Origin of the sequence: Paucibacter sp. XJ19-41, assembly GCF_028462495.1 — a bacterium.
GTDB lineage: Bacteria > Pseudomonadota > Gammaproteobacteria > Burkholderiales > Burkholderiaceae_C > Roseateles_E.
Map to the genome: position 1 here is coordinate 18,359 of NZ_JAQOWX010000045.1, position 22,545 is coordinate 40,903.

The window sequence follows — 22,545 nt, forward strand, 5'->3', positions numbered from 1 at the left end:
TGGAGAATCCGCCGCACCATGAGCGAAGCCACACTCGACACCATAGACCGCCGCATCGTCGAAATCCTGCAGCGCGACGGCCGCCTGTCCAATGTGGACCTGGCGTCCCGCATCCATCTGTCGCCGCCGCAGACCCTGCGCCGTGTCAAGCAGCTGGAGGAACGCGGCGTGCTGCGCGGCTACCGGGCCATGGTGCAGCCGGCCACGCTGGGCCTGGGCGTGACCGCCTTTGTCAGCCTCAATATCGAGGCCGATGCCTTCGGTCGCGTGCGCGAGATCGAGGCCCTGATCCGCGACTTCCCCGAGATCCTGGAATGCCACACCGTCTCGGGCGACTGCGACTATCTGCTGAAGGTCGTCGCCGCCGACCTGAAGAGCCTGTCGCAGTTCCTGACCGACCGGCTGATGCAGCTGCCCGGCGTCGCCGACATCCGCTCGATGATCTGCCTGGAAGAGATCAAGCCGCCGGCCCCGCTGCCGGTGCGCTGAGCGGGCCGGCGAATTCCTGCCTGACCCATTCACGCAGCCGCACGGTGGCCGGACGCTCGGCCGCACGCGGGCTGTAGACCAGGTCGAAGCGGTAGCCCGGCAGCAAGGCCTCGAAAGGCCGCAACAGTGCACCCGAGGCCAGCTCCTCCGCCACCAGGGTCAGGCTCAGCAGGCCCACGCCCTGCCCTGCCAGGGTCGCTTGCACCGCATGGATCTCATCGGTGAAGGACAGGCTCTGCCCGAGCCCGATGTCGCCACCGCCCGTCAGATCGGCCCAGCGGCGCCAGCTGGGCGTGCGTGCATCGTCCCGCGCCCTGGCGCCCCAGTCGAAGTCCAGCAGGGCGACGCCGCTCAGCCCTGCCCTGGCGGCGGCGGCCAGGGCCGGCACGCACACCGGCGCGAAATAGTCCTGGATCAGGGGTTCGACGACCAGGCCCGGATAGTGCCCGCTGCCATAGCGGATCGCCGCATCGGCCTCGCCGTCGAGATCCACCAGCTCGTTGCTGGCGCTGAGCCGCAGCTGCCAGTCGGGATAGCTGGCATGGAAGGCACCGACGCGAGGCGCCAGCCGCCGGGCCATGAAGGCCACGGTGGACGACAGCGTCGCCAACTGCCCACCCGGCTTGTGACGCAGCGATTCCAGCGCCCGCTCGAAATCATCCAGCCCCTCGCGCAGCACGGGGTAAAGCCGCGCGCCCTGCGCGGTCAGCATCACCTTGCGGGTGCCGCGCTCGAAGAGCTTGAGGGACAGATAGCTTTCGAGCTGCTTGATCTGGTGGCTGACCGCCGTCGGCGTCACATACAGCTCCGCAGCTGCATCCTTGAAGCTCAGGCGCCGCGCCGCAGCCTCGAAGGCCCGCAACATGCCCAGGGGTGGTAGTTTTCGCATCGGTCGATAGCTTATTTCAATTCATCCATCACCTGAATATTGACCGTTTGTCAGGCCCAACACCCAGAGAGAAACTGGCTTTCACTGGTGGAGATCGGCTTCACCAGATGATCTCAAATCACCTATCGAGAAAGCCCATGAAACTCCAACAAGTCCACACCCAGCCCGATCCCTATGCGCCCTACCTGCTGTCCCAGGCCATCAAGGCAGGCGGTCTGGTCTATGTGTCCGGCCAGGCCGGCGTCGGCGATGACGGCCGCATCGTCGGCGACGGCGATTTCGACCGGCAGGCCGAGCAAGCGATGCTGAATCTGCGCCGCGCGCTGGTGGCCGCCGACTCCGACCTGTCCCAGATCGTCAAGGTGACGATCTTCCTGACCTCAATGAGCCATTTCCCCAAGATCGTCGCACTGCGTCGCCGCTGGTTCAGCGCGCCCTATCCGGCCGACACCATCGTCGAGGTCTCGGCCCTCTACACGCCGGAGGCGATGATAGAGATCGAGGCCATTGCCATCGCCGACACCGCCGGGACCGCAGCATGACGGCCCACGATGCCCTGTTCCAGCCCTGGCGCCTCGGCAGCCTGAGCCTGCCCAACCGCCTGGCCCTCGCGCCGATGACGCGGGTCAGCGCGACGCAGGACGGCCTGGCCAGCGCGGCGATGCAGCGTTACTACCTGCGTTTCGCGCAGGGCGGCTTCGGTCTGCTGATCACCGAGGGCCTCTATACCGACCAGGCCTTCTCTCAGGGCTATGCCGGGCAGCCGGGCCTCAGCGATGCCCGCCAGGCCAAGGCCTGGCGGCCCATCGTCGACGCCGTGCATGAGGCGGGCGGAGCCATCGTGGCGCAGCTGATGCATGCCGGCGCGCTGTCCCAGGCCAATCGCTTCCGCGACGCCAGCGTCGGCCCCTCGGCCATCCAGCCCAAGGGCGAGCAGATGGCTTCCTATCACGGCAGCGGCCCCTACCGGCTGCCGCAGGCCATGTCGGAGGCAGAGATCGCCGAAGTCGTGGACGGCTTCGCCCAGGCCGCGCGGCTGGCGGTAGAGGTGGCCGGTTTCGACGCTGTCGAGATTCATGGCGCCAACGGCTATCTGCTGGACCAGTTCCTGACCGACTACAGCAACCAGCGCGAGGATGGCTGGGGTGGCGACATCGTCGGCCGGGCCCGGCTGAGCCTCGAGGTCAGCCGGGCCGTGCGCCAGGCGGTCGGGAGTAAGGTGCCGGTGGGTCTGCGCCTCTCGCAGTCCAAGGTCAACGACTTCGAGCACCGCTGGGCCGGCGCCGAGGCCGATGCGCTGCGCCTGTTCGGCACGCTGGCCCAGGCCGATCTCGACTATCTGCACCTGACGGCCTACGAGGCCTGGCGTCCGGCCTTTGGCGGCGATGGCCCCAGCCTGACAAGCCTGGCCCGCCGCAGCCTGCCCACGCTGAGTCTGATCGCCAACGGCGGTCTGCACGAGCCCGAGCGCGCCCTGCAAAGCCTGGGCGACGGGGCCGATCTGGTGGCACTGGCGCGTGGCGCGCTGGCCAACCCCGACTGGCCGCAGCGGCTCAGGCGGGGCCTGGCGCTCAAGACATTCGATCCGGCGCTGCTGTCGCCACAGGCGGGAATCAAGGCCTCGGAGCTCGAGTCGCTGGAAGCGGCCGCATAGCTTGTCGGGCTTGGGCCTGCACCACGGTCAACCACGCGGATGATGCGCCGCGTGGATCGCCTTCAGCCGCTCGCGGGCCACATGGGTGTAGATCTGCGTGGTCGACAGATCGGCATGGCCCAGCAACAGCTGCACCGCGCGCAGATCGGCGCCGTGGTTGAGCAGATGGGTGGCGAAGGCGTGGCGTAGCGTGTGCGGTGACAGCGGCGCGGTGATGCCGGCCTGCAGCGCGTACTTCTTGACCAGCTTCCAGAACATCTGCCTCGTCATGCCTTCGCCGCGGATCGTGACGAACAGCGCGTCGCAGCGCTGGCCCTTCAGCAGGGCCGCTCGCGCCTCCTGCAAGTAGCGCAGCAGCCAGCTGTGCGCCTCCTCGCCGAAGGGCACGAGGCGCTCCTTGGCGCCCTTGCCGGTGATGCGCAGCACCGCTTCCTTGAAGCCCACATGCACGCTCTTGAGCTCGACCAGCTCGCTGACCCGCAGGCCGCTGGCATACATCAGCTCCAGCATCGCGCGGTCACGCAGGCCCAGCGTGTCCTCCACCTCGGGCGCGGCCAGCAAGGCCTCGACCTGGGCCTGGCTCAGCACCTTGGGCACGCGCAGCGGCTGCCGGGCATTGGCCAGACGCAAGGTCGGATCCTCGGCCAGCGCCTGCTCGCGCAAGGCCCAGCGGTAGTAGCGCTTGAAGACACTGAGGCGGCGGTTCGAGCTGGTCGCGCGGCTGCCCTCATGGCGGGCCGCCGCATAGCCCAGCAGATGCAGCTCCCGCGCGCCGTCCAGCGCCAGACCATGCTCGCGCGCCAGCCAGTCGGCCAGCAGGCTCAGATCACGCCGGTAGGCCGCCAGCGTGTTGGCAGCCAGACCGTCCTCGATCCACAGCATCTCGGCAAAGCGCGCGATCGACGCCTCGCTGGCGCTGCGCGCCGTCGATTCCTTGTCCATCCTTGCCTTCAAAGGAGAAAGGGCGCACGCGGCGCCCTTGGTCACTGGTGCAGCGCCCTGCTCAATCGAGCTTGAGCTTTTGCTGCTCGACCACCTTCTTGTAGACCTCAAACTCGGCCTTGGTCTGGGCCGCAAACTGCTCGGGCGTGTTGGCCACGATCAGCGAGCCGGTGGCCTCGATGCGGGCCTTGACATCGGGCATCTCAACCGTCTTCTTGACCGCCGCGGCAACCTTGTCGATCACCTCCTTGGGCAGGTTCTTCGGGCCATGGATACCGTAGTAAGCCATGCGGTTGACCGGCTCCAGGCCGACTTCCTTGAAGGTCGGCACATTGGGCAGCACCGCCAGACGGTTGGGCGCGGCCACAACGATGGGGATCAGCCGGCCGTCCTTGATGAAAGGCAGAGCCGAGGGCAGGTTGTCAAAGATGATGGGCACCTGGCCGGCCACCGTGTCGTTGAGCGCCGGGCCGGCGCCGCGCTAGGGGATGTGCAGCACGAAGACATGGGCCAGGCTCTTGTAGAGCTCCATCTGCAGATGGCCGATGCCGCCGGTGCCCGAGCTGGCGAAGCTGTACTTGCCGGGGCTCTTCTTCAGCTCGGCGACAAAACCCTTGTAGTCGCGCGCCGGGAAGGAGGGATGCACCGCGATCACATTGGGCGTGGCCGCCACATTGATGATCGAGGTGAAGTCGGTCAGCGGGTTGTAAGGGATCTTGGGGTTGATCGCCGGGTTGGACGCGGTGGTCGACACCGTGGCCATGCCCAGCGTGTAGCCGTCCGGCGCGGCCTTGACGATTTCGTTGGCGCCGATCGAGCCGCCGCCACCGGCGCGGTTGTCGACCAGCAGGTTCTGGCCCAGATTAGCCTGGATCTTCTCGGCCAGCACGCGAGCGACGATATCGGTGGTGCCGCCCGGCGCAAAAGGCACGATCAGGCGCACCGGCTTGGCCGGATAGCTCTGGGCCAGGGCCAGAGGGGCGACCAGGGTAGCGGCGCTCAAGGCCACACAACGACGTATCCAGACTCGACGGCTCATCAGCGGTCTCCTTTTATGGGGCAGTTCTCAGGGAAGTTCATTGATGCTTCTGGCGCGATGCTAACCACGCACACCGGGACCCATGCTAGCGGAACTACGTACAAGGCCCGGTCATCAGTCGCTCGCGGCGCCCAGCAGGCCGGCCTTGAGCCGCTTGTCGACGGGACGCTCGCCCAGAAAAACCTTCAGCAAGGCCAAATAGAACTCCGGCCCCGTGATCGCCGCGCCGATGACTTTGCCGTTCAGGCTGATCAAGGTGCCCTGATCGGGCAGATAGTCCATATCGATCAGATCCTTGCTGCGCACCTTGGCGACCGCGCGCAGCTGGGTGTTGAACTGCTCGATCTTGTCGGGCAGCGCGGCCTGCTCGGCCTCGCTGCAATTGCGGCGCACGCCCTTGGCGATGGCCTTGACAAACTCCTCGGTGCCGACATCCAGCAGCATGCGGATGCGGATTCGCTTGGGGCCAGGTGTTGCGTAGACCGCCGCCGGCGTGCTGGCGCTGCGGCCCAGGTAGAGGGCCGCCAGATAGCCCTTCAGCACCGCCACCGCCCGCATGCCCACGCCGTTGAGCGTCAGCGAGCTGCCGCCCAGCTGCAACTTCTCGTCGAAGTCATAGCCCTCGTAGCGGCGGGCCAGCGCCGGCGCATTGATGCCCAGACCCAGCAGTGCCGCCATGAGCAGGCGGCGCCGTCGGTTCGGCACAGCCTTGCTGCGCGCAGCTGCCTTGCGGGGGATCCCAGGGAAAAAAGCCATATCACTCTCCTTGCCCCAAGCCTAACGCAGCCGGCACAGCATCGGCCGACAGCGCCCCGATGGCACACTGCCGGCCATGCCTGCCGTTCCCGCTGTTCCCGACTTCCTGCTGCTACTGCCCGACGCGCTGTTGATACTTTGCGGTTTTCTGCTGTGCCGCTACACGGCGCTGAACCGGCCGATCTGGGAGGCCACCGAGAAGCTGGTGTACTACCTGCTGTTCCCGGTGCTGCTGTTCAATTCCATCGTGCGCACGCCGCTGCAGCCGGCCGAGACCCTGAGCCTGGCCGGTGCCGGTGTGGCCGTGGTGCTGGCCGGCGTCGGGCTGGCCTATGGGCTGAAGCTCTGGCCCGGTGTCGATGCGCGCGCCCATGCCTCCGGCGCCCAGGTGGCTTTCCGCTTCAATTCCTATATCGCGCTGGCGCTGGCCGAGCGGCTGCAGGGCGCGCAGGGCGTGGCCTGGGTGGCCCTGCTGGTGGCGCTGTGCGTGCCGATCTGCAATGTGGCCGCCGTCTACCCGCTGGCCCGACACGGCGGCCAGGGCCTGTGGCGCGAGCTGGCGCGCAACCCGCTGATCCTCAGCACCGTGGCCGGCCTGATCGCTAATCTGATGGGGCTGAAACTGCCCGAGGCTGCCGCGCTGACCTTGAACCGCATCGGCCTGGCCGCCCTGCCGCTGGGCCTGATGGCGGTGGGCGCCGGCCTGCGCTTTGGCGCACTGCGCGATGCACCACGGCTGGCCGCCGCGCTGCTGGCAATCCGCCATGCCGCCCTGCCCTTGCTGGCCCTGGGCCTGGGCCACGGGCTGGCCCTGCCGGCCGGCCAGCGCGTCGTGCTGCTGACCTTCGCGGCCCTGCCGACCGCCTCCAGCGCCTATGTACTGGCCGCGCGCATGGGCGGCCATGCGGCCTTCGTGGCAGGCCTGGTGACCCTGTCAACCGGGGTGGGCATGCTCAGCCTGCCGTTCTGGCTGAGCCTGTTGTAGCGCCCATTCGATGTGCTCGGCCAGCAGTTCGTTGGCGCTCGGCAGCGCCTCTCGCAAGGCCATGCTGATGCCCTGGTCCGAGCCGGCGCGCAGCGCATTGCCCATCGCCACGGCCAGATTGCGCCGCCAGCGCGCATGGCCGATGCGGCGGATCGCCGAACCCTCGGTGAAGCGCAAGAACTCGGTCTCGCTCCAGGCCCACAGCGCCAGCAGGCCGGGCGCGCGCAGCGGCTCGCGCTCGTCGAAGTCCGGCAGCGTGCTCTTGCCGGCGAACTTGTTCCAGGGGCAGATCAGCTGGCAGTCGTCGCAGCCGTAGATGCGGTTGCCCATCAGCGGCCGCAGCTCGATCGGGATGGCGCCATCATGCTCGATGGTCAGATAGGAGATGCAGCGCCGCGCATCGACCCGGTAGGGCGCCACGATGGCGCCGGTGGGGCAGGCCTCGATGCAGGCCGTGCACTGGCCGCAATGGGCGCTGATCGGCTCCGAGAGCGGCAACGGCAGGTCCAGATAGATCTCGCCGAGGAAAAACATCGAGCCATGCTCGCGGTGCAGGGTCAGCGTGTGCTTGCCGCGCCAGCCGATGCCGGAGCGCGCGGCCAGTTCCACCTCCAGCACCGGGGCCGAGTCGGTGAAGACGCGGTAGCCGAAGGGTCCGATGGCCTGCTCCAGCCGGGTCGCAAGCTGCTGCAGCCGGGCGCGCAAGACCTTGTGATAGTCGCGGCCCCGGGCATAGATAGACAGTTGTGCGCGCTGCGGATCACCCAGGCCCCGCCACTCGACGGCTTGCCAGTCCTCCACACTGCCGCGTGGCCGGTAGTCCATGCGCACGGTCAGCACCCGCAGCGTGCCGGGCACCAGTTCGGCCGGGCGTGCGCGCTTGAGGCCGTGGGCCTCCATATAGTGCATAGCGCCGTGAAAACCGGCCGCCAACCAGGCCGCCAGACCCGGCTCGGCGCTCGCGAGATCGATGCCTGCCACGCCAATCTGTGAGAATCCCAGCTCAAGCGCCCAGGCGCGCACTTGCAGCAGCAGCGCTTGCGCGTCCTTGTCACCGATTTGCTGTGGAGCCTCGTTCATTTGCGCATTCTAGAAAGCCGCCACCTGCTGTGGCCCGATGAAGCCGCCACCGAGGCCTTTGCCGCCCGGCTGGCCCAGGCGCCGGGCCTGATGAATGCCAGCATCGAGTTGCACGGCTCGCTGGGCGCCGGCAAGACCAGCCTGGTGCGCCATCTGCTGCGCGCACTGGGCGTGACCGGCCGCATCAAGAGCCCCAGCTACGCGGTGCTGGAGAGCTATGAGTTGCCCCAGGGCGATGTCAGCCATTTCGATTTCTACCGCTTCGCCGACCCGCGCGAGTGGGAGGACGCCGGCTTTCGCGAGATCTTCACCCGGCCCGGGCTCAAGCTCAGCGAGTGGCCGGAGAAGGCCGAGGGCATGCTGCCGACGCCCGATCTGCGCATCTGGCTCGCCACCCAGGACGACGACAGCCGCCGGGTCGAACTGCAGGCCTGCACCGCCGAGGGTCAGGCCTTGCTGAAGGGGCTGGCGCCATGAGCCGACGTCTCGCGCTGCGCCGCATGGGCAGCCTGGTGCTGCTGCTGCAGGCTCCCCAGCTGGTGCGGGCAGCCAGCAGTGCCAGCATTGTCGCGGTGCGGGTCTGGCCGGCACCCGATTACACCCGGGTGACGCTGGAATCCGACCGGCCGCTGGCTGCCAAACACTTCCTGGTCGACAGCCCGCACCGGCTGGTGATCGATATCGACGGGCTGGAGCTCAGCGCCGGCTTGCGCGAGCTGCTGGGCAAGATCAAGCCCGACGATCCCTATATCAGCGCGGTGCGGGTCGGCCAGAACCAGCCGCGCGTCGTGCGCATCGTGCTGGACCTGAAGCAGCCGGTGGCGCCGCAGATCTTCACGCTGGAGCCGGTCGCGGCCTACAAGGACCGCCTGGTCTTCGACCTCTACCCGCAGCAGGAACGTGATCCGCTGCTGGCCCTGATCCGCGAGAAGGAACAGGCCGAAACCCAGGCCGCGCAGGCGGTGCAGGACGCGCTCGGCGAGCTGATCGGCCGGATCGAGAAGCCAGCCGCCCTGCCCCCGGTGGCTGCAGCGCCATCACCCGCGCCGTCCCCTGCGCCCACCACACCGCCCGTCACACCGCCCGTCACAACGCCCGCCTCCACCCCATCGCTGCAGACCCCGGCACCAGCGCCAGCGCCCGGCCCGATCGACCGCAGCAAGCTGGACCGGCTGATCGTCATCGCGCTGGACCCCGGCCATGGCGGCGAAGACCCCGGCGCCGTCGGCCCCAGCGGGCTGAAGGAAAAGGATGTGGTGCTGGCCGTGGCGCTGAAGCTGCGCGACCGGCTCAACAGCAACCCCAATATCCGCGTGATGATGACGCGCGATGCCGATTTTTTCGTGCCGCTGCAGGAGCGGGTGCGCAAGGCCCGCCGTGTGCAAGCCGATCTGTTTGTCTCCATCCATGCCGATGCCTTCTTCACGCCGCAGGCGCGCGGCGCCTCGGTGTTCGCGCTGAGCCAGGGAGCGGCCACCAGCACGGCGGCGCGCTGGATCGCGGCCAAGGAGAACCGGGCCGATCAGGTCGGCGGCGTCAACGTCGCCTCGGTCAAGGACCGCGAGGTGCTGCGCGCGATGCTGGATATGAGCACCAGCGCCCAGATCAAGGACAGCCTGAAGCTCGGCTCCGAGGTGCTGGGCCAGATCGGCAAGGTCGGCCGCCTGCACAAGAAGGCGGTCGAGCAGGCCGGCTTCGCGGTGCTGAAGGCGCCCGACGTGCCCTCCATCCTGGTCGAGACGGCCTTCATCTCGAACCCTGAGGAAGAGGCCAAGCTGAGCGACCCCGACTACCAGGCCCAGCTCGTCAATGCGCTGGCCACCGGCATCGCGCGCTATTTCGCGAAGAACCCGCCGCTCGCGCGGCACCGCTCGCTGTAGCTCACCGGGCTCAGGCCGCCTTCTGTTGGCTCCGGCTGGCCTTCCAGCCGCCGTAGATCGCGATCAGGCCCGGGATGATGATCATCGCCCAGATGATCTTGCTCAGATGGGTCTGCACAAAGGGGATGTTGCCGAACAGATAGCCGGCCACAGTGATGCCCACGACCCAGATGAAGGCGCCGACCACGTTGTAGAGCGTGAACTTGCCACGGCTCATCTCGGCCACACCGGCCACAAAGGGAGCGAAGGTGCGGATGAAGGGCATGAAGCGGGCGATGATGATGGTCACGCCGCCGTTTTTTTCGTAGAACTCGTGCGCCGCATTGAAGGCGCGCTTATTGAAGAAGCGCGACTGCTCCCACTGGAACACCTTGGGGCCGAAGTAGCGCCCGATCAGGTAGTTGGTCTGATCACCCAGAATGGCCGCGATCAGCAAGATCGTGATGGCCAGCGGCAGGCTCATCACGCCGGTGCCGCACAGGGCGCCGACCACGAAGAGCAGCGAATCACCCGGCAGAAAGGGCATCACCACCAGACCGGTCTCGACGAAGACGATCAGGAACAGCAGGGCATAAACCCAGGCGCCATAGGCCTGCACGAACGCGGCAATATGCTTGTCCACATGCAGGATGAAGTCGATCAGAAAGCTCGCGAATTCCATGGCGGCGGATTATGACCGGGCTTGATACCGCCTCGATGACAGGACTTCTTACAATCGGCCCATGGATTTGTCTTCCCCCAGCGCGCCGGCGGCCCAGCGCCGCGCCATCCGCGAACTCCCCGATGAACTGATCAGCCAGATTGCCGCCGGCGAGGTGGTCGAGCGCCCGGCCTCGGTGGTGCGCGAGCTGGTGGACAACGCGCTGGATGCCGGCGCGACGCAGATCACCGTCAAGCTGATGGCCGGCGGCGTGCGCAGCGTCGTGGTCGAGGACGACGGCCTGGGCATCCCGGTCGAGGAGCTGCCGCTGGCGCTCAAGCGCCACGCCACCAGCAAGATCCGCAATCTGGACGAGCTGGAATCGGTCGCGACCATGGGTTTTCGTGGCGAGGCCCTGGCCGCGATCTCCTCGGTGGCCGAGATGGCGGTGTCCAGCCGCTGCGAGGGCGCGCCCCATGCCCACCGGCTCGATGCCCGCTCCGGCGAGCTGGCGCCGGCGGCGCGCGCCCGCGGCACCAGTGTCGAGGTGCGCGAGCTGTTCTTCAGCACGCCGGCGCGCCGCAAATTCCTGAAGACCGATGCCACCGAGCTGGCCCATTGCCTGGAATCGGTGCGCCGCCATGCGCTGGCCCGGCCCGATGTCGGCTTCACCGTCTGGCATGAGGGCAAGCTGGTCGAGCAGCTGCGCATCGCCAGCTCCGAGCAGCGCCTGGCCGATGTGCTGGGCACCGAGTTCATGGCCGAAAGCCGTGCGGTGTTCGCCGAGACCGGACCGCTGCGCGTCTACGGCCGCGCCGGCCTGCCGGAGGCCGCGCGCAGTCGCGCCGATATGCAGTACGTCTATGTCAACGGCCGTTTCGTGCGCGACAAGCTGATAGCCCACGGCATCCGCTCGGCCTATGAGGACGTGCTGCACGGTCACCGCCAGCCCTGCTATGTGCTCTTCATCGAGATCGCGCCCGACCGGGTCGATGTCAATGTGCACCCGACCAAGATCGAGGTGCGCTTTCGCGACGGCCGCGAGATGCACCAGAAGGTGCGCTATGCGGTGCAGGATGCGCTGGCGCTGTCGCGCAGCAGCGAGGCGACGGCCGCTGCACCCGCCATCGAGCAGGCCCAGCAGGCGGCCGCCGGTGCCACCGGTTTCCGCCCCGCACCCGGCCATCCGCCGGCATGGTTCGCTCAGCCGGCCGCCGAGCCCACGCCGAGTTACGGCGGCGCAGCGCCCAGCTGGCGCAGCCCCATTGCCAATAGCGCCCAGGTCTCGCTGGGCCTGGCCGAGGTGGCGACGCTGTACGGCCAGCCGGCAACACCTGCCCCCAGCCCAGCGTCTCACGCCGCTGCCCCCACCCTGCCCCAGCACGACTGGCCGCTGGGCCGTGCCATCGCCCAGATCCAGGGCGTCTATGTGCTGGCCGAGAACGCCCAGGGGCTGATCATTGTCGATATGCATGCCGCCCATGAGCGGGTGGTCTACGAGCGGCTCAAGGCCAGCCTGGGTGCCGCGGCGATCGAGTCGCAGCCGCTGCTGATCCCTGTCACCTTTGCCGCGACGCCGCAGGAGATCGCCACCGCCGAGGCCCAGGCCACGACCTTGGAGCGCCTGGGTCTGGATATCGCGCCGCTGTCGGCCAAGGTGCTGGCGGTGCGGGCCCGGCCGGCCGCGCTGGCCGGCGGCGATGTCGTCGAGCTGGCGCGCAGCGTGCTGGCCGAGCTGGCCCAGTTCGACGCCAGCCAGGCCATCGAACGCGCCCAGCACGAGATCCTCGCGACCATGGCCTGCCATGGCGCGGTGCGCGCGAACCGCCAGCTGACGCTGGACGAGATGAATGCCCTGCTGCGCGATATGGAGCGCACCGAGCGTGCCGATCAGTGCAATCATGGTCGCCCGACCTGGCGCCAGCTGACCATGCGCGAGCTCGATGCGCTGTTTTTGCGCGGTCGCTGATACGCAGCCGACCGCCACCCCGAAGGAGCCGTGATGGCCACATTGAAACTGAACAAGAAGAACAACAAACCCGGCGCCGTCGACAAACCCGAGGGCGAGCGCCGCGGCCCCTTGCGTGGCAAGGGCGTCTCGCGCCCCCGCCAGAGCCTGGCGGCGGCCCAGACCGAACGCGCCGAACGCCAGGCCGCTTTCGAGCAGCGCCGTGCCGCCGAGGAGGTTCAGCAGCAGCAACGCCCAGCCGCGGCACGGCCGCCGCGCCGCGATGATGGCCCGCGCTTCGAGGACCGTCGCCCGCAACGCCGCAGCGAAGGCGCGCAGCGTCCTTATGAGCGCCAGGACCGCCCCGAGCGCGGCCCCCGGCCCGAGTTTGCCGGTGAGCCGAGCCGGCGCGATCCGCGCCATGAGCCGCAGCGCCATGAGCAGCGCCCGGACGCCCGTCAGGAAGACCGCCAGGAGCCGCGCCGCGACCAGCGCCGCGCCACCGGTCCGCGCCCCAATGTCCGCCCGCCAGAGCCGCGTGCCTTCCCGCAGCGCCCGGCGCCGCGTCACCGGGACGACGACGATGACGACGACAACTACCGCGACCCGAGCAGCGAGGGCGAACGCCTGTCCAAGCACATGACCGCGCTGGGCATGGCCTCGCGCCGCGAGGCCGATGAGTGGATAGGCGCAGGCTGGGTCAAGGTGGACGGCAAGATGGCCGTGCTGGGCCAGCGCGTCCAGCCTGGCGTGAAGATAGAGATTGACCCGCGCGCCCACAAGGAGCAGGCCAAGCAGGTCACCCTCTTGCTGAACAAGCCGATCGGCTATGTCTCCGGCCAGGCCGAGGACGGCTATGAACCGGCTTCGGTGCTGATCAAGAGCGCCAACCAGTGGAGCGAAGACCCCTCGGGCCTGAAGTTCCATATCGGCCACAGCCGCGGCCTGGCCCCCGCCGGCCGTCTAGACATCGATTCGACCGGTCTGCTGGTGCTGACCCAGGACGGCCGCGTCGCCAAGACGCTGATCGGCGAGGACTCCAAGGTCGAGAAGGAATACCTGGGGCGCGTCGCGCTGGCCGGCGAAGGCGCGCCGATGGCACGCTTCCCGGCGCAAGACCTGGCCCTGCTGAACCATGGGCTGGAGCTGGATGGCGTGCAGCTCAAGCCGGCCAAGGTCAGCTGGATCAATGACGACCAGCTGCGTTTCGTGCTGCGCGAGGGCCGCAAGCGCCAGATCCGCCGCATGTGCGAGCTGGTCGGGCTCAAGGTCGTGGGCCTGAAGCGGGTGCGCATCGGCCGCATCAATCTGGGCCATCTGCCGCCCGGCCAGTGGCGCTTTCTGTCGCCCTGGGAGCGCTTTGATTGAAAACGCCCCTCGCACCGACGCTGGGCTGGCAGATCGCCGCGCTGGCCCTGCTGCTGGGCCTGCAGCCGATCAGCACCGATCTCTACCTGCCGGCCCTGCCCGCGCTGCGCGCCGATCTGGCCGCGCCGATGGCGGCCACCCAGCTGACCCTGTCGGCGCTGATGCTCTGCTTCGGCTTCGGCCAACTGCTGCTGGGCCCGCTCAGCGACCGCATCGGCCGCCGGCCGGTGCTGCTGGCCGGCCTCGCACTCTATGCCGGGGCCGCGGTGGCCGGCGCGCTGGCGGCCGACATCTGGCTGCTGGTGATCTGCCGCGCGCTGCAGGGTCTGGCCTTGGCGGCCGCCGTGGTCGGCGCGCGCGCCATGCTGCGCGACTGGTTCGAGCCGCAGCAGGGCGCGCGCGTGATGGCGCGGGCGCTGGGCGGCCTGGGCGTGCTGGCGATGCTGGCGCCGCCGCTGGGCGGGGCGCTGGCGGGGGCCTTCGGCTGCCGCTGGGCCCTGCTGGCCATTGCGCTGGCCGGCGCGGCGGCGCTGGCCCTGGTGACACTGCGCATCCCTGAGAGCCTGGCAAAGCCTGACCCCGAGGCGCTGCGGCCACGCCGCTTGCTGGCCAACTGGGCCCTGGTACTGGCCCACCCCTCGTTTCGCGCCTACACCCTGCTGACCAGCCTGGCCTACGGCACGCTCTACACCTTTCTGGCCGCCTCGGCCTTTGTCTTCATCGAGGTGCTGGGCCTGTCGCGCGGCCATTACGGCCTGCTGGTGGGTCTGGGCGCCGGTATCTATGTGCTGGGCACCCTGCTGTGCCGGCGCTGGCTGGCGCGGCTGAGCCTGGCCCGCACGGTGCGGCGCGGCGCCTTCTTCACCTTCACCGGTGCCTGCGGCCTGGGTCTGGCTGCCTGGGTCTGGCCGCCCTCGGTCTGGGCGCTGATGATTCCGCATGTCTTCATCATGCTGGGCCATGGCGTGCTGCAACCCTGCAGCCAGGCCGGCGCGGTCGGCCCCTTCCCGAAGCAGGCCGGCGCGGCGGCGGCGCTGTCGGGCTTCGCCTCGGCCCTGGTGGCCTTCGCGCTGGGCGGCTGGCTGGGCCTGAGCCTGGATGGCACGGTGCGGACCATGGCCGGGACGATGATGGTGCTGGGCCTGGCCGCTGCCGTCTGCGGCTGGACCCTGGTGCAGTCGCAGGAGCGGCACTTGCGGCCGGTGGTGCCCGCATGAAGCTCGGCCCGATCTGCCTGGCCGGCCCGACCGGCAGCGGCAAGACCGCCGGCGCGCTGGCGCTGGCCGAGGTGCTGCCCATCGAGATCATCAGCGTCGACTCGGCCCTGGTCTATCGCGGCATGGACATCGGCACGGCCAAGCCCACACCGGCCGAGCTGGCCGCCGTGCCGCACCACCTGATCGACATCCTCGACCCGCTGGACAGCTACAGCGCTGCCCAGTTCGCCAAGGATGCGCAGCGCCTGGCCACCGAGATCCTGGCGCGCGGCAAGCTGCCGCTGCTGGTCGGCGGCACCATGCTTTATTTCAAGGCCTTGTTCGACGGCCTGTCGACCCTGCCGCAGGGCGATGAGACCCTGCGCGCGCGGCTCGATGCCGAGGCCGCCGCGATCGGCTGGCCGGCCATGCATGCGAAGCTGGCCGAGGTCGACCCGGTCACTGCGGCCCGCCTGGCGCCCGGTGATTCGCAGCGCATCCAACGCGCGCTGGAGGTCTGGCATCTGGCAGGCAAGCCGCTGTCGGTGCTGCATGCCGAACAGGAGCGCAGCGCCGGCGTCGATTGGCCGCTGCTGTCGCTGGAGCCCAGCGACCGCGCCTGGCTGCACCAGCGCCTGGCGCAGCGCTTCGAGCAGATGCTGGACCAGGGCCTGATCGCCGAGGTCGAGCGCCTGCGCGCGCGCGGCGATCTGCATCCGGGCCTGCCGGCCATGCGCTGCGTCGGCTACCGCCAGGTCTGGGAGGCCCTCGACTCCGGTGATATGAAGACCCTGCCCGAGCGCGGCATCGCCGCGACCCGGCAGCTGGCCAAGCGCCAGCACACCTGGCTGCGCAGCATGCCGCAGCGCCAAGTGATCGCCTGCGAGTCGCCCGAGGCGCCGCTGCATCTGCTGGCCGCCGTGCACCGGCTGCTCCACGATGGCGGTGCTTGAGGCCCGTGGCCTGGCCAAGCGCTACGGCGACACCCCCGTGTTCGCCGGCATCGATCTGCGCCTGCAGGCCGGCGAACTGGTGGCGCTGCTGGGCGAATCGGGCTGCGGCAAGTCCACCTTGCTGAACTGCTTGGCCGGGCTGGACCGGCTGGATCAGGGCCAGGTCTTACTGGCCGGCCAGGACATCGCCGCGCTGCCCGAGCAGGGCCAGGCCTTGCTGCGCCGGCGCCACCTGGGCTTTGTGTTCCAGGCCTTTCATCTGCTGCCGCATCTGACGGTGGCCGACAACGTCGGCCTGCCGCTGCTGCTGATCGGCGCGCCCGACGCCGGCCGCGTGCGGCAGATGCTCGCGGCGGTGGGTCTGGACGGGCTCGATGCCCGCCTGCCGCGCCAGCTCTCCGGCGGGCAGCTGCAGCGTGTCGCGATCGCCCGCGCGCTGGTGCACCGCCCGGCCCTGGTGCTGGCCGACGAGCCCACCGGCAATCTGGACCCGCGTCACGCCGCCCAGGTGCTGGACCTGCTGCGCCAGCAGTGCAAGCAGGAGGGCGCGGCCTGCCTGCTGGTGACCCACTCCGAGCGCGCCGCCGCCGCTGCCGATCGCGGCCTGCTGATGAGCGACAGCCCCGGTCTGCAGCCATGGCACGCTGGCTGATCGCGCTGTCCTGGCCGGCGCTGAAGGCGCAGTGGGGCCGGCAGTTGCTGGCCTTGCTGGCGATCGCGCTGGGCGTGGCCCTGGCTTTCGGCGTGCAGCTGCTGAACAGCTCGGCGCTGGCCGAGTTCGGCGCGGCCCAGCGCAGCCTGGCGGGCACGCCCGATCTGCTGCTGCGCGGCAGCGACGGGCGGTCGCTGGACGAGGCCCTGCTGGAGCAGCTGATGCAAGAGCCCCAGGTCCAGCAGGCGGCGCCGGTCATCGAAGGGCAGGTCCAGGTCTTGATTGAAGAGCGCTTCAATTTGCGCCTGCTCGGCCTGGATGCCTTGCAAACCGCCCAGTTCAATCCGGCCCTGCTGCCGCAGACATTTGACAAGGGCCAGGCCCTGCAGTCGCTGCTGGCGCCGGACGCCCTCTTCCTGAACGAGGCGGCGCTGCGGCGCCTGCCCAGCCCGCGCCCTCTGCGCTTACGGCTGCGGCTGGTGGGCGAGGATGGCCTAGCTCGCGATGTCGAGCTGCGCCTGGCCGGCAGTGTCGCCGCGCCCGGCGCGCCGCTGGCGGTGCTGGACATCGCGGCGGCCCAGGCCCTGTTCGACCGGCTCGGCCGGCTGGACCGCATCGAGCTGCGCTTGCAGCCCGGGGCCCGGACTCAAGACCTGACCCTGCCCGAAGGCAGCATCGCTGCGGCGCCGCAGGACGAGGAGGACCAGATGGCGCGGCTGAGCCGCGCCTACCGCGTCAACCTGGGCGTGCTGTCGCTGATGGCCTTGTTCACCGGCGGCTTTCTGGTGTTCGCGGTGATCTCGCTGTCGGTAGCCCAGCGCCTGCCGCAGCTGGCGCTGCTGGGCGTGCTGGGCATGAGCGCGCGCGAACGCATGCGGCTGGTGCTGGCCGAGGCCGCACTGCTGGGCCTGCTGGGCAGCGGCCTGGGCCTGGCGCTGGGCGCCGGGTTGGCCGCGCTGGGCCTGCGCCTGCTGGGGGGCGATCTGGGCAGCGGCCTGCTCGGCGGCCCGCTGAGTGGCAATGGGCCAGCCTTGCGGCTTGACCCCTGGCAGATGCTGTTGTTCGGCGGCCTGGGGCTGGCGGTCAGCCTGCTCAGCGCGCTGCTGCCGGCCTTGGCCGTGCGGCGCATGGCGGTGGCCCAGGTACTCAAGGGCCTGGGCACCGAGTTGCAGACGCGGTTGCCGCGCGGGCTGGCGCCGGCTCTGCTGCTGGCCGGCGTGCTGCTGGCCCTGTTGCCGCCGCTGGGCGGCGTGCCGCTGGCCGCCTATCTGGCCATGCTCTGCCTGCTGATGGGCGGCATCGCGGCCATGCCCGGCCTGGTGCGCCTGCTGACCCGGCTGCTGCCCGCCCGGCGCAGCGCCGGTCTGATGCTGTTGACGAAGCGCGCCCGCGACCAGGCCGGCGCGGCCACGCAGATGCTGGCCGGCGTGCTGGTGGCGCTGGCGCTGTCGGTGGCGATGCTGGTGATGGTCCACAGCTTCCGCGCCTCGCTGCAGGACTGGCTGCGCCAGATGCTGCCGGCCGACCTCTATCTGCGCAGCAGCCTGCAGAGCAAGGGAAACACAGCCCCGCTGGCGCCGGACTTCATCGAGGCGGTGCGCGCCAGCGGCCTGGCGCAAGACCTGGCCCCGCAGCGCAGCCGCCGCGCCTGGACCGTTGATCAGACCGAGCTGAGCCTGCTGGCACGCGCCATCCGCGACGAGAACCGGCTGCCGCTGGTCGGGCCGCTGGCCGAGCCGCCGGCGCCTGGTTTGATGCCCATCTACATCAACGAGGCGATGCGCGACCAGCAGGCGCTGCGGCCCGGCGCGCGGCTGGCACTGAGCCTGAGCCCCGGTTCAGCGGTGCCGCCGACCCTGCAGTTCTTTGTGCGCGGCGTCTGGCGCGACTACAGCCGCCAGAGCGGCGCGCTGCTGATGTCGCTGGCCGACTACCAGCGCTGGAGCGGCGACACCCGCGTCACCGAGCTGTCGCTGTGGCTGGCGCCGGGTTCTGATCTCGTGCAGGCCCAGGCCAGGCTGCGCGCGCTGGCCGCCGACCCGGCCGATCTGGAACTGGCCGCCACCGGCGAGTTGCTGGCCCTGTCGCTGCGCCTGTTCGACCGCAGCTTTGCGGTCACCTACTGGCTGCAGGCGGTGGCGCTGGGCCTGGGCCTGTTCGGCATCGCCGCCAGCCTGTCGGCCCAGCTGCTGGCACGCAAACGCGAGTTCGGCCTGCTGCGCCATCTGGGCTTCACCCAGGCCCAGCTGCTGCGCCTGCTGGTGCTGGAGACGGGCCTGTTCACCGCAGCCGGCGCCCTGGCCGGCCTGGCCCTGGGCCTGGGCGTCAGCGCGGTGCTGGTCTGGGTGGTCAACCCGCAGAGCTTTCACTGGAGCATGGAACTGAGCCTGCCCACCGCCCGCCTGGCCGCGCTGCTGCTGGCGGTGATCGCCGCCTCGCTNGGTCAACCCGCAGAGCTTTCACTGGAGCATGGAACTGAGCCTGCCCACCGCCCGCCTGGCCGCGCTGCTGCTGGCGGTGATCGCCGCCTCGCTGTTGACCGCCTGGCTCAGCTTTGCCAAGGCCGGCAGGGTCGATGCGGTGCAGGCGGTAAGGGAGGATTGGTGAGCGTGGGCTGTGCAAGCACCCGACGGAGGCATCAAATCGGCGGACAATGCGAGGCCTGAGTGACGACTTCTGAGGGCGGGGGGAAGGAAATGGCGCTGGATCTGACATCCTTGAGCAATGCGGTGCAGCGTCTGCAGGAAGGTTTGGCGCGTTATCAATCCGACATCTCCGACACCCAGATTCGCGATGGGCTGATCCAGCGTTTCGAGTTCACTTATGAGCTCGCGCACAAGATGCTCAAGCGCTATCTGGAGTCCGCAGCGGCCGACCCGACAGAGTTCGACGTTGCCGATTTCCAGTACCTGATCCGCTCGGGCAACGAGCAGGGCTTGCTGTTGAGCCCTTGGGCCCAATGGCGCCACTACCGGGATATGCGCGCCAAGACCAGCCACACCTATGACGAGGCCACCGCCCTGCTCGTGGTCGCCAGCATCCCCGAGTTTCTGGACGAGGCCAGGTACCTGCTGCAACAGCTGCAAACGAGGGCGGGCGAATGAGCGTCAAACCGGCGCTGGACATCAGCGATACGCAATGGTCCATCGTCCAGAGCATTCTTCAGCGGCATGTGCCGAACCGCGAGGTCTGGGCCTTCGGCTCACGGGCCACGGGGAGGGCCAAGCCATTCTCCGACCTCGATCTGGCCATCATCGGCGAGCAGCCGCTGACGCTCGCGGTATCCGCCGCACTGGCCGAGGACTTTGCCGAGTCGGATCTGCCCTGGAAAGTGGATGTGGTGGACTGGGCAAGGACCGGTGCCGTCTTCCGCCAGATCATCGAGCGAGACAAGCTCGTGCTGCAATCATGGGCGATCAGCGATAGCCATGGTCGGGAAGGCTCCTGAGTGCATGCATCGGCGCCTCTTCCTGCTTCTGCAAGCCGCCGTCTGGCAGATCGCTCCGGCCTTGGCCGGCATCAGCCGCCGCCCGCTGCAGTTCCCGCGCGACTTCGGTGCGCACCCCGAGACCGGCATCGAATGGTGGTATCTGACCGGGCTGCTGGGTGCGGACGAGGCGCAGCCGCCGCTGTTCGGCTACCAGCTGACCTTTTTCCGCCTGCGCAACCGCGACCCAGCCGTGCAGTCGCATCCCAGCGCGCTGGCACCGCGCCAGTTGCTGCTGGGCCATGTGGCGCTGAGCGATCTGCGCGCCGGGCGCTTGCATCATGACCAGCGGCTGGCGCGCGCCAGCGCCGGCGGTATCCAGGCCGCCGAGGCCGACTGCGATCTGCGCCTGCGCGACTGGCGTCTGCGGCGCAGTGCCGATGACGACCGCTACCGTGCCCGCTTCGGCAGCGCCCATGCCGGATTCGCGCTTGACCTGGACCTGCACAGCGCGCTGCCGCCGCTGCTGCAGGGCGATGCCGGCTATTCGCGCAAAGGCCCCGAGGAGAGCCAGGCCAGCCACTACTACAGCCGCAGCCAGATGCAGACCCGCGGCCGGCTGAGCCTGGACGGGCGCTTGCTGACGCTGCAAGGCCGCTCCTGGCTGGACCACGAATGGAGCGACAGCCTGCTGGCGCCCGAGGCGGTCGGCTGGGACTGGCTGGGGCTGAATCTGCTGGACGGCAGCGCACTGACGGCGTTCCGGTTGCGCCGCGCCGACGGCAGCAGCCTGTGGACCGGCGGCAGCTGGCGCGAGAGCGGCGGTCGCGTGCGCAGCTTCGGCAATGGCGAGCTGAAGTTCCTGCCCGGCCGGCGTTGGCGCAGCCCGGTCAGCCAGGCCGAGTACCCGGTCGAGTGGGGGCTGAGCACGCCTGTGCAGGCCGGGCTGCAGGTCAGGGCGATGTTCGATGCCCAGGAGATCGATGCCCGCGCCAGCAGCGGCCTGCTGTACTGGGAGGGCGCCAGCGAGCTGTTCGATGCTGGCGGCCGGCTGATCGGGCGTGGCTATCTGGAGATGACCGGCTACAGCCGTCGCATGGTCCTGCCCTAGCCGCTGGTCACGCTGGAGCGGCCCGGCAGCAGGCCGGCGCCGGCACGCACACAGTTGCGGCCGGCCGACTTGGCCACATAGAGCGCCTCATCGGCGTCCGAGATCAGATGGTCAAGCGTGATGTGCTCGGCATGCAGGGCCGCCACGCCGAGGCTGGCGCTGACCGGCACCGGCTCGCCGCGCCAGCTGAAGTCCAGCGCCTCGATGCGCTCGCGGATGCGTTCGGCCACATCGAGCGCCCCGAGCGGATCGGTGTGCGGCAGGAAGACGATGAACTCCTCGCCACCGAAACGCGCCAGCACATCGGGCTGGCGCAGCGTCTCGATGCTGACCTCGGCAATCTCGCGCAGCAGCTGGTCGCCGCACAGATGGCCGAAACGGTCGTTGACCTGCTTGAAATGGTCGATGTCCATCAGCAGCAGCGCGCAAGACATCTCGTAACGCTTGGCGCGCGACCATTCGCGCTCGACCAGCTCGAGAAAATGGCGGCGGTTGAAGGTACCGGTCAGCGAGTCCAGCGTGGCGTGGCGGGTCATGTTCTTGTGGGCCTTGTCCAGGTGCTGGACCAGGCTCAGGAACAGGTAGCCGAACACGCTGGTGATGCTGATCGCACAGATGCTGGCGGCCAGCGTGGCGATCACGCGGTTGCCCTCGCCGAGCAGCGTGATGGCCAGCTGCGAGATGCCCACCGCCATCAGCCAGACCGCCCCCGCCAAAAGGGCCAGCGCACGCCACAGGCCCAGCTTCTGCACCCACAGGTTCAGGGCCGGCAGCCAGGCGGGTGCTTCGACATCGTATTGCTGCATCGCGGGCCCATCATTCTCGACAACAACGCTATTCGACCACAGGCCGCCCCCTCCGCAGCACCCCACCCCCAAGAGCGGGGCCCCAATATTGGCTACACTGCCGCCCCATGCGCCGCTTTGTGCTGATCCTGATGCTGACCTTGCTGCCGCTCCAGTGGACCTGGGCGGCCGCAGCCAGCTATTGCGAGCACGAAACCGAGGCCAGCGCCGCCGCGCATTTCGGCCATCACCAGCACGAGCACCAGGACAGCGGTGACGCTGATGTCGATGGCAGCGGCATCGATGCCGATTGCCCCAGCTGCCATGGCGCGGTGGCCGGCATCATGATGGTGCAGCCCCCGAAGCCGCAGGACTGGCCGGCCGACAGCCAGGCCACGCCCTACCGGCGCTCGGTCACCGACGGCCTGCCCGAACGGCTGATACGCCCCCCTCACACGTCCCCGGTCTGACGCTGCGACCGGGGCTGATCCAGCCCCGCGTCGACATCTGTTGTTGACCGGGCGGGCCTGTGCGCCCGTCCCAGACGAGGGACACCATGAAGATCACAAGACCCTGGATCACCCAGGGGGCGGGCTGTTGCGTCATCGCGATGGCCCTGAGCCTGCCCGCGCAGGCACAGACCGGCCTGGCCGAGCTGTTCGCGGCCGCCTGGCAGCGCCAGCCCGAGGCCCTGGCGGCTGCGGCCCATCGCGAGGCCGCCGAGGGGCGCCAGGCCAGCGCCCGCAGCTGG

General features: G+C 69.3%; 22 protein-coding genes and 2 pseudogenes. 17 read left to right on the top strand and 7 right to left on the bottom strand.

Annotation, left to right across the window (positions count from 1 at the left end):
• The first annotated feature begins 18 nt into the window (after window positions 1-18).
• Window positions 19-489 carry an Lrp/AsnC family transcriptional regulator gene (locus tag PO768_RS13395; RefSeq protein ID WP_272646458.1) on the top strand — a complete coding sequence of 157 codons (471 nt, stop codon included), beginning with the start codon at window positions 19-21 and terminating at the stop codon, window positions 487-489.
• Here the strand turns inward: PO768_RS13395 and PO768_RS13400 are convergent.
• Window positions 458-1,378, bottom strand: coding sequence for a LysR substrate-binding domain-containing protein (locus PO768_RS13400; RefSeq protein ID WP_272646459.1), 921 nt, complete (start codon window positions 1,376-1,378; stop codon window positions 458-460). The genes PO768_RS13395 and PO768_RS13400 overlap by 32 nt on opposite strands.
• A gap of 137 nt (window positions 1,379-1,515) precedes the next feature.
• Here PO768_RS13400 and PO768_RS13405 point away from each other — a divergent pair, with 137 nt between their 5' ends.
• Both PO768_RS13405 and PO768_RS13410 read left to right on the top strand, forming a co-directional pair.
• A complete protein-coding gene (locus PO768_RS13405) occupies window positions 1,516-1,920 on the top strand; it encodes a RidA family protein (RefSeq protein WP_272646460.1) in 405 nt (134 codons plus the stop codon).
• A complete protein-coding gene (locus PO768_RS13410; protein WP_272646461.1) occupies window positions 1,917-3,032 on the top strand; it encodes an NADH:flavin oxidoreductase in 1,116 nt (371 codons plus the stop codon). The genes PO768_RS13405 and PO768_RS13410 overlap by 4 nt, the downstream gene beginning before the upstream one ends.
• 27 nt (window positions 3,033-3,059) lie before the next feature.
• Here the strand turns inward: PO768_RS13410 and xerD are convergent, their stop codons facing one another.
• The 3 genes and pseudogenes from xerD to PO768_RS13425 all read right to left on the bottom strand — a co-directional run bounded on the left by xerD (window position 3,060) and on the right by PO768_RS13425 (window position 5,691).
• Window positions 3,060-3,974 carry a site-specific tyrosine recombinase XerD gene (gene xerD, locus PO768_RS13415; RefSeq protein ID WP_272646462.1) on the bottom strand — a complete coding sequence of 305 codons (915 nt, stop codon included), beginning with the start codon at window positions 3,972-3,974 and terminating at the stop codon, window positions 3,060-3,062.
• Between the two features lie 61 nt (window positions 3,975-4,035).
• A pseudogene (locus PO768_RS13420) lies at window positions 4,036-5,013 on the bottom strand (tripartite tricarboxylate transporter substrate binding protein BugE).
• 114 nt (window positions 5,014-5,127) lie between these two features.
• On the bottom strand, window positions 5,128-5,691 hold the full coding sequence (locus tag PO768_RS13425; protein ID WP_272646463.1) for a chalcone isomerase family protein: 564 nt from the start codon (window positions 5,689-5,691) through the stop codon (window positions 5,128-5,130).
• A gap of 154 nt (window positions 5,692-5,845) precedes the next feature.
• Between PO768_RS13425 and PO768_RS13430 the strand changes: the two genes are divergently transcribed.
• On the top strand, window positions 5,846-6,754 hold the full coding sequence (locus tag PO768_RS13430; protein WP_272646464.1) for an AEC family transporter: 909 nt from the start codon (window positions 5,846-5,848) through the stop codon (window positions 6,752-6,754).
• Here PO768_RS13430 and queG read toward each other — a convergent pair.
• Window positions 6,704-7,834, bottom strand: coding sequence for a tRNA epoxyqueuosine(34) reductase QueG (queG, locus tag PO768_RS13435; RefSeq protein ID WP_272646465.1), 1,131 nt, complete (start codon window positions 7,832-7,834; stop codon window positions 6,704-6,706). The genes PO768_RS13430 and queG overlap by 51 nt on opposite strands.
• On the opposite strand from queG, the gene tsaE reads away from it, so the two are divergent.
• Together tsaE and PO768_RS13445 are read left to right on the top strand one after the other, a co-directional pair.
• Window positions 7,835-8,311: a tRNA (adenosine(37)-N6)-threonylcarbamoyltransferase complex ATPase subunit type 1 TsaE gene (tsaE, locus tag PO768_RS13440; RefSeq protein WP_269840145.1), complete on the top strand. Its 477-nt coding sequence runs from the start codon at window positions 7,835-7,837 to the stop codon at window positions 8,309-8,311.
• Window positions 8,308-9,714, top strand: coding sequence for an N-acetylmuramoyl-L-alanine amidase (locus PO768_RS13445; RefSeq protein ID WP_272646466.1), 1,407 nt, complete (start codon window positions 8,308-8,310; stop codon window positions 9,712-9,714). The genes tsaE and PO768_RS13445 overlap by 4 nt, the downstream gene beginning before the upstream one ends.
• A 10-nt stretch (window positions 9,715-9,724) precedes the next feature.
• Here the strand turns inward: PO768_RS13445 and PO768_RS13450 are convergent, their stop codons facing one another.
• A complete protein-coding gene (locus tag PO768_RS13450) occupies window positions 9,725-10,375 on the bottom strand; it encodes a DedA family protein (RefSeq protein WP_272646467.1) in 651 nt (216 codons plus the stop codon).
• A gap of 61 nt (window positions 10,376-10,436) precedes the next feature.
• Here PO768_RS13450 and mutL point away from each other — a divergent pair, with 61 nt between their 5' ends.
• From mutL to PO768_RS13495, 9 genes are all read left to right on the top strand, one after another.
• Window positions 10,437-12,323 carry a DNA mismatch repair endonuclease MutL gene (gene mutL / locus PO768_RS13455; RefSeq protein ID WP_272646468.1) on the top strand — a complete coding sequence of 629 codons (1,887 nt, stop codon included), beginning with the start codon at window positions 10,437-10,439 and terminating at the stop codon, window positions 12,321-12,323.
• Between the two features lie 33 nt (window positions 12,324-12,356).
• Window positions 12,357-13,670, top strand: coding sequence for a pseudouridine synthase (locus tag PO768_RS13460; protein WP_272646469.1), 1,314 nt, complete (start codon window positions 12,357-12,359; stop codon window positions 13,668-13,670).
• Entirely contained in the window at window positions 13,667-14,887 is a 1,221-nt protein-coding gene (locus PO768_RS13465) for a Bcr/CflA family efflux MFS transporter (RefSeq protein WP_272646470.1), read from the top strand. Before PO768_RS13460 ends, PO768_RS13465 begins: the two co-directional genes overlap by 4 nt.
• Window positions 14,884-15,819 (top strand): tRNA (adenosine(37)-N6)-dimethylallyltransferase MiaA, encoded by a 936-nt coding sequence (gene miaA / locus PO768_RS13470; protein ID WP_272646471.1) that lies wholly within the window; start codon window positions 14,884-14,886, stop codon window positions 15,817-15,819. Before PO768_RS13465 ends, miaA begins: the two co-directional genes overlap by 4 nt.
• Window positions 15,806-16,471, top strand: coding sequence for an ABC transporter ATP-binding protein (locus tag PO768_RS13475; protein WP_272646472.1), 666 nt, complete (start codon window positions 15,806-15,808; stop codon window positions 16,469-16,471). The genes miaA and PO768_RS13475 overlap by 14 nt, the downstream gene beginning before the upstream one ends.
• A gap of 758 nt (window positions 16,472-17,229) precedes the next feature.
• Window positions 17,230-19,137, top strand: a complete 1,908-nt coding sequence (locus PO768_RS13480; RefSeq protein WP_442953228.1) for an FtsX-like permease family protein — start codon at window positions 17,230-17,232, stop codon at window positions 19,135-19,137.
• Complete coding sequence (locus PO768_RS13485; protein ID WP_272646474.1) at window positions 19,138-19,575, top strand: nucleotidyltransferase substrate binding protein; 438 nt, start codon at window positions 19,138-19,140, stop codon at window positions 19,573-19,575.
• On the top strand, window positions 19,572-19,919 hold the full coding sequence (locus PO768_RS13490; protein ID WP_272646475.1) for a nucleotidyltransferase family protein: 348 nt from the start codon (window positions 19,572-19,574) through the stop codon (window positions 19,917-19,919). The genes PO768_RS13485 and PO768_RS13490 overlap by 4 nt, the downstream gene beginning before the upstream one ends.
• Window positions 19,920-19,923: 4 nt before the next feature.
• A complete protein-coding gene (locus tag PO768_RS13495) occupies window positions 19,924-21,009 on the top strand; it encodes a lipocalin-like domain-containing protein (protein WP_272646476.1) in 1,086 nt (361 codons plus the stop codon).
• On the opposite strand, the gene PO768_RS13500 is transcribed toward PO768_RS13495, so the two are convergent.
• Complete coding sequence (locus tag PO768_RS13500; RefSeq protein ID WP_272646477.1) at window positions 21,006-21,815, bottom strand: GGDEF domain-containing protein; 810 nt, start codon at window positions 21,813-21,815, stop codon at window positions 21,006-21,008. The genes PO768_RS13495 and PO768_RS13500 overlap by 4 nt on opposite strands.
• Window positions 21,816-21,922: 107 nt before the next feature.
• Between PO768_RS13500 and PO768_RS13505 the strand changes: the two genes are divergently transcribed.
• On the top strand, window positions 21,923-22,264 hold the full coding sequence (locus PO768_RS13505) for a hypothetical protein (protein WP_272646478.1): 342 nt from the start codon (window positions 21,923-21,925) through the stop codon (window positions 22,262-22,264).
• Between the two features lie 86 nt (window positions 22,265-22,350).
• Window positions 22,351-22,545, top strand: a pseudogene (locus PO768_RS13510) (hypothetical protein); the annotation flags it as partial.